Source organism: Ancylobacter crimeensis (assembly GCF_023016805.1).
Taxonomy (GTDB): Bacteria; Pseudomonadota; Alphaproteobacteria; order Rhizobiales; family Xanthobacteraceae; genus Ancylobacter; species Ancylobacter crimeensis.
In genome coordinates this window covers 327,272-339,394 of the sequence record NZ_JALKCH010000001.1, presented here as the reverse complement: position 1 = coordinate 339,394, position 12,123 = coordinate 327,272, and the positions used below count along the sequence as shown (strand labels likewise).

At 66.0% G+C, this 12,123-nt stretch carries 12 protein-coding genes; 7 read left to right on the top strand and 5 right to left on the bottom strand.

What is annotated here, in order from left to right; translation table 11 throughout:
• Window positions 1-195: 195 nt before the first annotated feature.
• Complete coding sequence (locus MWN34_RS01480; RefSeq protein ID WP_247025854.1) at window positions 196-1,683, bottom strand: NAD(P)H-hydrate dehydratase; 1,488 nt, start codon at window positions 1,681-1,683, stop codon at window positions 196-198.
• A gap of 337 nt (window positions 1,684-2,020) precedes the next feature.
• Between MWN34_RS01480 and MWN34_RS01475 the strand changes: the two genes are divergently transcribed.
• Together MWN34_RS01475 and glnA are read left to right on the top strand one after the other, a co-directional pair.
• The gene (locus tag MWN34_RS01475) at window positions 2,021-2,359 is read left to right on the top strand and encodes a P-II family nitrogen regulator (protein WP_213336271.1); all 339 of its coding nucleotides are present in this window, start codon (window positions 2,021-2,023) and stop codon (window positions 2,357-2,359) included.
• An 81-nt stretch (window positions 2,360-2,440) separates the two neighbouring features.
• Window positions 2,441-3,850 (top strand): type I glutamate--ammonia ligase, encoded by a 1,410-nt coding sequence (gene glnA / locus MWN34_RS01470; protein ID WP_247025853.1) that lies wholly within the window; start codon window positions 2,441-2,443, stop codon window positions 3,848-3,850.
• Between the two features lie 86 nt (window positions 3,851-3,936).
• Here the strand turns inward: glnA and MWN34_RS01465 are convergent, their stop codons facing one another.
• From MWN34_RS01465 to rplM, 3 genes are all read right to left on the bottom strand, one after another.
• On the bottom strand, window positions 3,937-5,163 hold the full coding sequence (locus MWN34_RS01465) for a GGDEF domain-containing protein (RefSeq protein WP_247025852.1): 1,227 nt from the start codon (window positions 5,161-5,163) through the stop codon (window positions 3,937-3,939).
• 119 nt (window positions 5,164-5,282) lie between these two features.
• On the bottom strand, window positions 5,283-5,759 hold the full coding sequence (gene rpsI / locus MWN34_RS01460; RefSeq protein WP_247025851.1) for a 30S ribosomal protein S9: 477 nt from the start codon (window positions 5,757-5,759) through the stop codon (window positions 5,283-5,285).
• Between the two features lies 1 nt (window position 5,760).
• Complete coding sequence (gene rplM / locus MWN34_RS01455) at window positions 5,761-6,222, bottom strand: 50S ribosomal protein L13 (RefSeq protein WP_247025850.1); 462 nt, start codon at window positions 6,220-6,222, stop codon at window positions 5,761-5,763.
• 226 nt (window positions 6,223-6,448) lie between these two features.
• Between rplM and MWN34_RS01450 the strand changes: the two genes are divergently transcribed.
• The 4 genes from MWN34_RS01450 (at window position 6,449) to MWN34_RS01435 (ending at window position 9,881) form a co-directional block, all read left to right on the top strand.
• Entirely contained in the window at window positions 6,449-6,892 is a 444-nt protein-coding gene (locus MWN34_RS01450; protein WP_247025849.1) for a CoA-binding protein, read from the top strand.
• Between the two features lie 98 nt (window positions 6,893-6,990).
• A complete protein-coding gene (locus MWN34_RS01445; RefSeq protein WP_247025848.1) occupies window positions 6,991-8,292 on the top strand; it encodes an O-acetylhomoserine aminocarboxypropyltransferase in 1,302 nt (433 codons plus the stop codon).
• A 387-nt stretch (window positions 8,293-8,679) separates the two neighbouring features.
• Window positions 8,680-8,841, top strand: a complete 162-nt coding sequence (locus MWN34_RS01440; protein ID WP_247025847.1) for a DUF1127 domain-containing protein — start codon at window positions 8,680-8,682, stop codon at window positions 8,839-8,841.
• A 215-nt stretch (window positions 8,842-9,056) separates the two neighbouring features.
• The gene (locus tag MWN34_RS01435) at window positions 9,057-9,881 is read left to right on the top strand and encodes a 3-deoxy-manno-octulosonate cytidylyltransferase family protein (RefSeq protein ID WP_247025846.1); all 825 of its coding nucleotides are present in this window, start codon (window positions 9,057-9,059) and stop codon (window positions 9,879-9,881) included.
• A 6-nt stretch (window positions 9,882-9,887) separates the two neighbouring features.
• Here the strand turns inward: MWN34_RS01435 and MWN34_RS01430 are convergent, their stop codons facing one another.
• Window positions 9,888-10,514, bottom strand: coding sequence for a histidine phosphatase family protein (locus MWN34_RS01430; RefSeq protein ID WP_247025845.1), 627 nt, complete (start codon window positions 10,512-10,514; stop codon window positions 9,888-9,890).
• Window positions 10,515-10,666: 152 nt separating this feature from the next.
• Here MWN34_RS01430 and trmFO point away from each other — a divergent pair, with 152 nt between their 5' ends.
• On the top strand, window positions 10,667-12,121 hold the full coding sequence (gene trmFO, locus MWN34_RS01425) for a methylenetetrahydrofolate--tRNA-(uracil(54)-C(5))-methyltransferase (FADH(2)-oxidizing) TrmFO (RefSeq protein ID WP_247025844.1): 1,455 nt from the start codon (window positions 10,667-10,669) through the stop codon (window positions 12,119-12,121).
• The last annotated feature ends 2 nt before the right edge of the window (window positions 12,122-12,123 follow it).

Sequence of the window (12,123 nt, the reverse complement as noted above, 5' to 3'; positions counted from 1 at the left end):
TTCCGGGACAGCCGGGCCACGGACACACGAAATACGTGCCGCCGGCCGGGTGCGGGCTTATAGCACGGTGCCGACGCAGCGCCAGTCCAAAATGCACCCGGCCCTGAGGCCCCCCGGCGCGGCTGGAGCGGCCACGACGCGCATCGGAGGACGGGTTGGACTCATCGTCCACCTCACTGCACTCATCGGACCGCCTCATTCCGTCGCCCCGCGCTCCTCGTAGATGCGCCGGTAGACCGGACGCAGCGCCTCGACGAGATCGTCCGCCACCAGCCCCGGTCCCGCCTCCCGCGCCGCAGCCCCATGCAGCCAAACGGCAGCACAGGCCGCCTCAAAGGCCGGCATGGATTGGGCGAGCAGGCCGCCGCAGATGCCTGAAAGCACGTCCCCCGCCCCCGCCGTCGCCAGCCAGGGCGGCGCGTTGGCGGCAATGGCGGCGCGCCCATCCGGCGACGCTATCACGCTGTCGGCGCCCTTGAGGACGATGACGCCACCCGTCAACCGCGCCGCGGCACGGGCCCGATCGAGCTTCGACGGCGGTTGAATAACCTCCGCTTTTCCCCTGAAAAGACGAGAGAACTCGCCGTCATGAGGCGTCAAGATCGCCGCGTCGCCCAGCGCGATCAGCTGCGCCAGCGCCTCCGGTTCACCGGCATAGGAGGTGAGCGCATCGGCGTCGATGACGAGACGCCGGCCGGCGGCACATTGCAGCTTCGCCCGCGTCTCCTTCCCCACCCCGGCGCCGGGACCGATCACGAGCGCGTTGAAGCGGGAATCTTCCAGCAGGCGGGCTATCTCCCCTGCCTCGCCGCCCCGCCGCACCATGATCGCCGAGAGATTCGCCGCATGGACCGGCAGCGCATCCGGTGGGCACGCTACGGTCACAAGCCCCGCTCCCGCTCGCAGGCAGGCCCGCGCAGCAAGGCGCGCGGCGCCGCTGGTTTCAAGCCAGCCACTCACGACAAGTGCATGGCCGCGCTCATATTTATGCCCATCGATGCGCGGAATGGGGAAAGCGTCGCGCCACAATTCGGGCTCGTCCACGAAAGTGCGGGCGTCGATGTCGCCGAGCACCGCTTCGGGTATGCCGATATCCGCCACGCGCACCCGCCCGGAATGGATGCGACCCGGAAGAAGCAGATGGCCCGGCTTGCGGCGGAAGAAGGTGACGGTCTCCTCCGCTCGCACCGCCACGCCCCGCACCTGCCCGCTCGTCCCGTCGATGCCGGAGGGCAGGTCGACGGCCAGGACCGGCTTGCGGGCAGCGTTCAGCGCCGCGACCAGAGCGGCCGCTTCGCCGTCGAGATCACGCGCCAGTCCGGCACCGAACAAAGCGTCGATGACGACGTCCGCCGAGGCAAGATCGACCCGCGCCGCCGGAATCACCTCTCCGCGCCAACGTTCCGCCATTGCCGCGGCATCCCCGCGCAGCGCATCGGGCGAGCCGAGCAGGCCAAGCGCGACGCGATAACCCCGTTGCGTCAGCACGCGCGCGGCAACGAAACCGTCGCCGCCATTATTGCCCGGCCCGCACAACACGGCGATGCGCGTGGCGAGTGGGCGGCGTGCCGCGACATCCGCGACGGCGGTTCCGGCGCGCTCCATCAAGGCGAGGCCACTTGTTCCTCCTGCAATGGCGAGAGCGTCGGCACGCTGCATCTGCCGCGGCGTCAGAATGTCCATGTCCTGCCCCAACGACCGACGTCGCCGAAGGGAAACGACGCCATTTTACGCGCAGTTGCCCAATGGATTCGCAGCCGAACCGGAACCACAGGAACCGGCGGCGCCAATGCGTTAATCATACCGCCCCTTTTTTCATCGTCGCACGCAGCTGCCATGTGAAGACAGGTTCGCCCGACATGGGTAATAGTCGCAGACATCGGCCGCAAAGCACGGAGTTTCCGACAGCCGGACGTCGAACGATCGCAGGGGTCAGAATACCGAGCTTGGCACGGGTTCTGCTTTCTGATGGAACGGCTCGATCGGGCTGACGGACGTCGAGTCAGGGAGAACGGATGAAATGAAGAAGATCGAGGCCATCATCAAACCTTTCAAGCTCGACGAGGTGAAGGAAGCTCTCCAGGAAGTGGGCCTTCAGGGCATCACCGTGACCGAAGCGAAGGGCTTTGGCCGGCAGAAGGGGCACACCGAGCTCTACCGCGGCGCGGAATACGTGGTTGATTTCCTGCCGAAGGTAAAAATCGAGGTGGTCGTCGGCGACGAGATGGTGGATACCGCTATCGACGCCATCCGGCGCGCCGCCCAGACGGGCCGGATCGGCGACGGCAAGATTTTCGTTTCGAACATCGAGGAAGCGATCCGCATCCGCACCGGCGAGTCGGGGGTCGACGCCATCTAATGTCGGCCTTAGGCTCCCGGACGTCCATTGTTCGGGAACCATCCGCCCTGCTGCGGGCGGCATAAGAAAGGTACGACCCTGATGACGACGGCCAAGGACATCATCAAGCTTATCAAGGATCAGGACGTCAAATACGTCGATCTGCGATTTACCGACCCGCGCGGCAAGTGGCAGCATGTCACCTTCGACATCACGATGGTGGACGAGGACTTTTTCGCCGAGGGTCAGGCCTTCGACGGGTCCTCGATCGCCGGGTGGAAGGCGATCAACGAGTCCGACATGCACCTGCAGCCGGACCTCGACAGCGCTTGCATCGACCCGTTCTTTGCCGAGACCACGCTCTCGGTCGTCTGCGACATCCTGGAGCCGACGACCGGTGAGCCCTATAACCGCGACCCGCGCGGTATCTCCAAGAAGGCCTATGCCTATCTGAAGAGCACGGGCATCGGCGACACCGTCTATTTCGGCCCCGAGGCCGAGTTCTTCATCTTCGACGACGTCCGCTTCAAGGCCGATCCCTACAACACCGGCTTCAAGCTGGACTCGATCGAACTGCCGACCAATTTCGACACCGAATATGAAGGCGGGAACCTCGGCCACCGAGTGAAGACCAAGGGCGGCTATTTCCCCGTTCCGCCGATCGACAGCGCGCAGGACATGCGCGGCGAGATGCTCGCGGCCATGGCCCGCATGGGTGCCAAGGTCGAGAAGCACCACCACGAGGTCGCGTCCGCCCAGCACGAGCTTGGCCTGAAATTCGGCCCGCTCGTCACGATGGCCGACCACCTTCAGATCTACAAGTACTGCATCCACCAGGTCGCCAACATCTATGGCAAGACCGCCACCTTCATGCCGAAGCCGGTGTTCGGCGACAATGGCTCGGGCATGCATGTGCACCAGTCGATCTGGAAGGACGGCAAGCCGCTCTTTGCCGGCAACAAATATGCCGACCTTTCGGACTACTGCCTGTGGTACATCGGCGGCATCATCAAGCACGCCAAGGCGCTGAACGCCTTCACCAATCCGCTGACCAACTCCTACAAGCGCCTGGTCCCGGGCTATGAGGCGCCGGTGCTGCTCGCCTATTCGGCGCGCAACCGCTCGGCCTCCTGCCGCATCCCCTACACCACTTCGCCGAAGGCCAAGCGCGTCGAGGTCCGCTTCCCCGATCCGGGCGCGAACCCCTATCTCGCCTTCCCTGCGCTGCTGATGGCCGGTCTTGACGGCATCCTGAACAAGATCGATCCCGGCCCGGCGATGGACAAGGATCTGTACGACCTGCCGCCGAAGGAGTTGAAGAAGATCCCGACGGTGTGCGGTTCGCTGCGCGAAGCTCTGTCCTCGCTCGACAAGGATCGTGAGTTCCTGAAGAAGGGCGGCGTGTTCGACGACGACTTCATCAACGCCTATATCGAGCTCAAGATGACCGAGGTTGCGCGCTTCGAAATGACGCCGCACCCGGTCGAGTTCGAGATGTACTACTCCGTCTGACGCGGCGGTCCGGGCGCCGCGCGCCCGACTTCATCTCGCAGATCGAGGAAAGGGGCGTCGCCACGGCGCCCCTTTTCCATGCCGCCTCACGCGACGGAATCGGCGCGGCGAGGGTCGAACACAGCGAGTTCCACCCGGTTCCGGCCATTGTCCTTGGCGCGATAGAGTTCGCGGTCGGCTAGGGCGATCATCGCCTGCAGCAGCGGCTCAAGCGGCACGTCCGGACCGGCGGCAGGACGGTCGGTGGCCGAGACGCCGATGCTGACCGACATCGGCTGCGCGCGCCCGGCTCGCAGCAGCCCGCCGGGATCGAGCTCTGCCAGCTCCGCCTGCATGGTGTCGAGGAAGGCACGGCGCACCCGGTCCGCGGCGCGCCCGGCATCGCCGAGCCCCATGCCCGGCAGCAATGCGACGAACTCCTCGCCGCCAAGGCGCCCGGGCACGTCGAGCTGGCGTAGATTTTCCCGCAGCACACGGGCGAAAATGATAAGCACGCGATCGCCGGAGGCATGGCCCAGGCGGTCATTCACCTGCTTGAAGCCGTCAAGATCCATCATCAGCACGCCGACCGGCCCCTGCGCCGGAAAGGTGCGGACGGCCTCCTGAAGGAAACCGCGGCGGTTCAGGAGCCCAGTCAGTTCATCCAGCACGGAGGCGCTGCGAAACGCCATCTCCGCGCGCTCGCGAACCATGATGACGAGGGCGAAGGTCATCACAATCGCCACGCCGAGCGTGAACATCGGCAGCCAGCCGAATTGCGGCGCCGTGAACAGAACGATCCTGTCGCCGGAACCGACTTCGCCCGCGAGCGGCAATCGGAGAAGGGCGATCACCACCATCCCGAGTATCAGAAGCCGCACCACCTGCCGGGCGGGCAGCGCGGCTGCCGGGTTGCGCCAGAGCTGCCGAAGCGTCAGCCCCAACAGGATGACGATGAAGAAGCTGACCGCAAGATAGCGCAGCGGCACCGACTCGCTGAAGGGCGGCACCAGGCAGAAGATCGGCCAGACCAGCATCGGCAGCAGCGCCCAGCCGAGCCGCATCGGGCGCCCGTCAAACAGGCGCATACCCGACCAAAGCATTCCGTAGCCGGCAAGGAGAAGTCCATTGCCGAGAAGAATCGACACCAGTTCGGGGAGCAGCGGGCGCGCGACGACGAAGGTGAGGCCAAGCGTGATGCTGAAAACCGCCAACGTCCAGATGCCTAGCGCCGGCTCTCCCGGCGTCAGCCACCAGGCCAGAATCATGGTGGCGCCGAGCAGACACGCGATCAGCAAAACCAGCGGCCAGAGAGCGGTGGGATCAAGTATCATCGGGTGGAACCGATACGCCGCCGAGACGACGGCGCAAGACCATATCGGCAGCACCAACAAAAAAGAAGGGCGGACCCAAAAGGCCCGCCCTTTCCGAACGCAAACACGTGTGAACGCGATCAGCGCTTCGAGAACTGGAAGCTTCGGCGAGCCTTGGCCCGGCCGTACTTCTTGCGCTCGACCACGCGGCTGTCGCGGGTCAGGAAGCCGCCCTTCTTGAGCGGGCCGCGCAGCTCGGGCTCGTAATAGGTGAGCGCGCGGGAGATGCCGTGACGCAGCGCGCCGGCCTGCCCCGAGAGGCCGCCACCGGACACGGTGCAGACCACATCATACTGGCCGCTGCGGGCGGCAGCCGCGAAGGGCTGCTGGATGATCATGCGCAGCACCGGGCGAGCGAAATACACCTCGAGGGTGCGGTCGTTCACGGTGATCTTGCCGGTGCCGGGGCGAACCCACACGCGGGCGACCGCGTCCTTGCGCTTGCCGGTGGCATAGGCGCGGCCATACTTGTCCAGCTTCTGGACGGGCTTGGGCGCCTCGGCAGCCTGCGGCTTCAGGGCGTCGAGCCCTTCGAGGGACTGGAGAACCTCGGCCATGTCAGTTCCTCACATTCTTCCGGTTCAGGGCCGCCACGTCCAGCGCCTCGGGCTGCTGGGCCTCGTGGGGATGGGACGGACCCTTGTAGACGCGCAGATTGCCCATGAGCTTGCGGCCCAGCGGGCCACGGGCGAGCATGCGCTCCACGGCCTTCTCGACCACGCGCTCCGGGAAACGGCCGTCGAGGAGGAACTTCGCGGTCCGCTCCTTGATACCGCCCGGGAAACCGGTGTGGTGGTAGTAAACCTTGTCGTCCCGCTTGCGGCCGGTCAGGACGACCTTTTCCGCATTCACGACGACGACGTTGTCGCCGCAATCCACGTGCGGGGTGTAGATGGGCTTGTGCTTGCCCTTGAGGCGGGTGGCGATGATCGTCGCGAGACGGCCAACAACGAGGCCGGACGCGTCGATCACAACCCACTTCTTCTCAATGTCGGCGGGCTTGGCCGAGAAGGTCTTCATGGGGGGTGATCCGTGTACGTCTAAGAAGACGGCATCGCGGGTCGCTTGCCGTATCGTGGAGCGGCTTCTATCCGAAGGCGTTTTGCGCGTCAATCGGACTATGCCGGAAATAACCGTTACCAATCAATGAGTTGCTATTTAGGTATAAAAATACCTGCATTTTGAGCCCCGATCCGCCCCTTGCTGCGCCCCGTCCCTACCTCACCTCCAAGCGGAACTCCGCCCGATGAACCATGATCGCTATGACGACGCCACGATAAAAGACTGGCTGCAGCGGGTACGTACGATCGCGGTGGTGGGCGCCAGTCCGAATCCGTCCCGCCCGAGCCATGGCGTCGCCCGCTATCTCGCGCTGCACGGCTACCGGGTGCTGTGCGTCAATCCCGGACAGGCCGGTCGCGACATCGCCGGGCTGCCGACCTATGCGCGGCTCGCCGACATTCCCGAGCCGATCGACATGGTCGACGTGTTCCGCGCACCGGAATATCTCGGCGCCGTCGTCGAGGAGGCCCTTGCCCTGTCGCCGCGCCCGAAGCTGATCTGGGGCCAGCTCGGCGTGCGGGACGATGCCGCGGCGCGGCGGGCGGAAGCGCAGGGCGTCGCCGTCATCATGAATCGCTGCCCGGCCATCGAGATGCCGAGGCTTCAGGTCACTGGCCCGCACCCGTGAATTCACGGTTCATTTCTGATGATCTATAAAAGATACAAGTCCCTTGCGTTTTATTGGCAGGCGGCGTGACATGGCGAACCGACAGTGAGGACGCCATCATGACCGAGCCGACCGACGCCCCGGCCCATGTGCCGGGTTTCGCCACCCTTGCCATTCACGCTGGCGCGCAGCCGGACCCGACCACCAAGGCCCGGGCGACACCGATCTACCAGACCACGTCCTTCGTGTTCGATGACGTGGATCATGCCGCCTCGCTGTTCGGGCTGCAGGCCTTCGGCAATATCTATACGCGCATCGGCAACCCTACCAATGCGGTGCTCGAGGAGCGGGTGGCTGCGCTCGAAGGCGGCACTGCGGCCCTCGCCGTCGCCTCCGGCCATGCCGCTCAGCTCCTCACCTTCCAGACGCTGCTGTCGCCGGGTGACGAATTCATCGCCGCGAAGAAGCTCTATGGCGGATCGATCAACCAGTTCAATCACGCCTTCAAGAGCTTCGGTTGGAACGTGGTGTGGGCGGATTCGGACGACATCGCCTCCTTCGAGCGGGCGGTGACGCCGAAGACCAAGGCCATCTTCATCGAGTCCATCGCCAATCCGGGCGGGGTCGTCACCGACATCGCGGCGATCTCCCGCATCGCCAAGCGCGCGGGCGTACCGCTGATCGTCGACAACACGCTGGCCACTCCCTATCTGGTGCGGCCCTTCGAGCATGGCGCCGATATCGTGCTGCACTCGGCCACCAAGTTCCTCGGCGGGCACGGCAACTCCATCGGCGGCGTGCTGGTGGATGGCGGCAGCTTCAACTGGCTGCGCGAGAACCGCTACCCGATGCTCTCCAAGCCTCGGCCGGAATATCAGGGCATCGTCATCGGAGAGACCTTCGGCAATTTTGCCTTCGCCATCGCCGCCCGCGTGCTCGGCCTGCGCGATCTCGGTCCTGCGCTTTCGCCCTTCAACGCCTTCCTCATCCTCACCGGCATCGAGACGCTGCCGCTCCGCATGCAGCGCCACAGCGACAATGCGCTGAAGGTGGCGGAATTCCTCAGCGCCCATCCCAAGGTGGCGTGGGTCAGCTATCCCGGCCTGCCGGGCGATCGCTATTACAACCTCGCCCGCCAATACGCTCCGCGCGGCGCGGGTGGCGTGTTCACCTTCGGCCTCGCGGGTGGCTACGAGGCCGGAACTGGCCTCGTCTCGGGGGTGAAGCTGTTCTCGCATCTCGCCAATATCGGCGACACCCGCTCCCTCATCATCCACCCGGCCTCGACCACGCATCGCCAGCTCGCCGACGAGCAGAAGACGGCCGCCGGCGCCGGACCGGATGTGGTGCGCGTTTCGATCGGGCTTGAGGATGCCGCCGATATCATCGCCGATCTCGACCAGGCGCTCGCCGGCGTCTGAACAGCGGCGCTGCGCCCTGTCGCGCGCCTGACGCATAGCCGGGAGGTCATGTCAGGTCACGGCCCTGACGACCTCCCGGAACGTCATCTGCCTTGGATTTTCTGGATTCGCAGCACGGTGCACCACTGCCAAGCGGTGCAATTGCGCCACTTTCATGACATCCGCCGACGGCAATGGGATGCTGTTGAACGCCGGAACAACAGAGCCCGCGCGGCCACACATGGTGAACGAAATCTCACCGTCCCATGCGGCGCCTGCATTGCTGGGCTGCAGCAATCCTCCTAGCTTTCGGGCAAGGTGTCGAATACATAGGCACCAGATTGCACAACGGAAGTGCAGCCGGCATCCGGCAGCCCCGTTGCCCAAAATGATCGACAGGAGATGACCATGCTGCTCTGGGGCCTCGTTGCCAAGCAGATCCGCCGTTACCAGGCTTACCGTCGCACGATTGCCGAGCTCTCCCAGCTCGACGACCGCACGCTGGCCGATATCAACGTGTCTCGCGGCGAGATCACCCGCGTTGCCCGTCGCGCCGCCGCGATGGCCTGACGCTTTCATACGCTGTATCGACAAGGGCCCCGGAGCAGCCGCTCCGGGGCCCTTGTCGTTTTGAATGCCCAAGATGCAGGCATGCTCATATTGCAACGCAGCATTAACCATTGCATCCACGCCGATCCCGTCCCTGCGGTTCCTCTTGCCTCCATTCCGACGCCGACCTATTCGCAGCATCGGCCTGCCGGAAGTCGAAAGATGAGGATCGAGAGATGAAGTGCGTCATCGTCATTCCCGCGCGCTACCAGTCGACCCGCTTTCCGGGCAAGCCGCTGGCCCCCATCGGCGGGGTGCCGCTTCTGGAGCGCGTCATCCGCATCGCGACGGTCGCAGCACAGGCGAGCGGGGCCGATTTCGTAGTTGCGGCCGATGATGAGCGCGTGGCGGACCTCGCCCGTTCGGTCGGCGCACCCGTGGTGATGACGTCCCCTCACCTGCCCTCCGGCTCGGACCGCGCATTGGCGGCCGCCGATCTTCACGCCCCGGACGCCGATTTCATCGTTAACCTGCAGGGCGACCTGCCCTTCACGCCCCCGGCCTATCTCTCGGCACTCATCGCGGCCGCACGAACGGGCGAGGCCTCCGTCTTCACACCGGTGGTGCAGCTCGGTTGGGAGGCGCTGGACGGACTGCGCCAGCGCAAGCAGGTGACGCCCTTCAGCGGCACCACCTGCATCGTCGGGGAAGGCGGACGGGCGCACTGGTTCTCTAAGAACATCATCCCCGCCATTCGCACGGAAGCGAAGCTGCGCGCCGCCGGGCCGCTGGCACCGGTGTTCCGCCATATCGGCCTCTATGGCTATCGACGCGACGCGCTGCGCTTCTTCGTCTCTTCGCCGATCGGGCACTATGAAGAGCTGGAAGGCCTGGAGCAGTTGCGCTTCCTCGAGGCGGGCATCGCGATCCAGACCGTTACGGTCAAGGCCGCGCGCATCGCGATGTGGGGCATCGATTCGCCCGATGACGCACGCCTCGCCGAACAGCATCTGGAGCGCCTCGGCGATCCGTTGAGCGATGGAGTCTATGACGCCGCCTGAGCGGACTCAAAGATCGTCCGGCCGACGGTTCCAGAAATCGAGCCGCCAGTCATCGCCGAGCCGCGTCAACGCCGACGCGCTGCCGGTGCGCGCCCGCGTGTCGGCCCCTTCGGCATCGAAGCCGGCGGCCCGATAGAGCGAGCGGATGGTGCCGCCGCTCGTCACCAGGGCGATGCGCTCGCCTTCGCCCGCCCGTGCCGCGATGTCCGCCAGCACGCCCCGCAGCGTCGCCAGGAAATCCGCCTCGCGTGTCGCCCAGCCGGCAACCGCCGGCCAGACGCCGTCGCGGCTCCACGCCGCCAGCACCGCCTCCGGCACGAAGGACGCGATTTCGGCATTGCTGCGGTCTTCCCAGGTGCCGTAGTCGATCTCCTGCAAGCGCTCGTCGCGGAGCAGGGTGTTTGCCGGGTGGCCGAGCGCAGAGGCCAGTTCTTCGGCACTCTGGCGATGACGCAACATGGGGCCGTGAACGATCGCGCTCGGCGCGAGGCCGGCCTCCCTCAGCCGGGCACCGAGCCGCGCCGCCTGGGCCCGCCCCTCGGTCGTGAGCGGCAGGTCGGTGCGGGCGCCGACCCAGCGGCTCGTTTCACCCGGTTCGAAGGTGTTGCCGTGGCGGATCAGGAGAAGCTGCATCGTGTTGCCGTTGGTGGGCCGGGACCGCCGTGGCCTAGCTCATCCGCACGATGAAGGAAAGCGCACGACGGGGACGAGCGCCATTGTTCCTGCGCCTGCGGCAATTCCGTGCTAAGGGGGCGGCCGAAAAGAAGAGCGAGGCGAGGAGAGGCATGGCGGACGGATTGCGCCCGGTGCATGTGGTCGGTGGTGGACTGGCGGGCTCGGAGGCGGCCTGGCAGCTGGCGAAGGCCGGCGTCCCGGTGGTGCTGCACGAGATGCGCCCCCAGCGCCCCACCGATGCGCACAAGGGCGACGACCTCGCCGAGCTGGTCTGCTCCAATTCGTTCCGTTCCGACGACCACACCACCAATGCGGTCGGGGTGCTGCATGAGGAGATGCGCCGTCTCGGCTCGCTCATCATGGCCTGCGCCGATGCGCACCAGATTCCGGCAGGCGGCGCGTTGGCTGTCGATCGCGACGGATTCGCCGCCGCAGTGACCGCCGCCATCACCGCCGAGCCGCTCGTCACGCTCGCGCGCGGCGAGATCGATGCGCTGCCGCCGGAGGACTGGGACAGCGTCGTCATCGCCACCGGGCCCCTCACCTCGCCCGCGCTGGCAGAAGCGATCCGGACGCGCACCGGCGAGGATTCGCTCGCATTCTTCGACGCCATCGCGCCCATCGTCCATTTCGATTCGATCGACATGGACGTCGCCTGGTTCCAGTCGCGTTACGACAAGCCGGGACCGGGCGGCACCGGGGCGGACTATATCAACTGCCCGATGGACAAGGCGCAGTACGATGCCTTCGTCGCCGCGCTGATCGCCTCCGACACCGTGCCGTTCCGCGACTTCGAGACGAAGACGCCCTATTTCGACGGCTGCCTGCCGATCGAGGTGATGGCTGCACGGGGACCGGAGACGCTGCGCCACGGCCCGATGAAGCCGGTCGGCCTCACCAATCCGCGCAACCCGGAGGTGAAGTGCCACGCCATCGTGCAGCTTCGGCAGGACAATGCGCTGGGCACGCTGTTCAACATGGTCGGCTTCCAGACCAAGGCCCGCCATGCCGAGCAGGTGCGCATCTTCCGCATGATCCCGGGGCTGGAGAACGCCGAATTTGCCCGGCTGGGAGGCCTGCATCGCAACACCTACCTCAACTCACCGCAGCTTCTCGACGGCACGCTGTGCCTGAAGGCCGAACCGCGGCTACGGTTTGCCGGCCAAATTACCGGCTGCGAGGGCTATGTGGAAAGCGCCAGCGTCGGCCTGATGGCCGGTCGCTTTGCCGCCGCCGAACGGCATGACGTCACGCTCGCACCGCCCCCGCCGACGACCGCCCATGGCGCGTTGCTTGCCCACATCACCGGCGGTCACATCCTGGCCGACGAGGCCGACGCCGGGGATGAGGACAAGGACGCGCGGCCGCGCTCCTTCCAGCCGATGAACGTGAATTTCGGGCTGTTCCCGCCGCTGGCCGATACGCCGCTGGTCGGCGAGGACGGCAAGCGGCTGCGCGGCGCGCAGAAGGGCGTCGCCCGCAAGCAGGAAATGGCCCGCCGCGCGTTGCGCGACATCGTGGGCTGGGCCGGCGCCTATGGCCTCGCACGCAAGGCGGCGGAATGAAC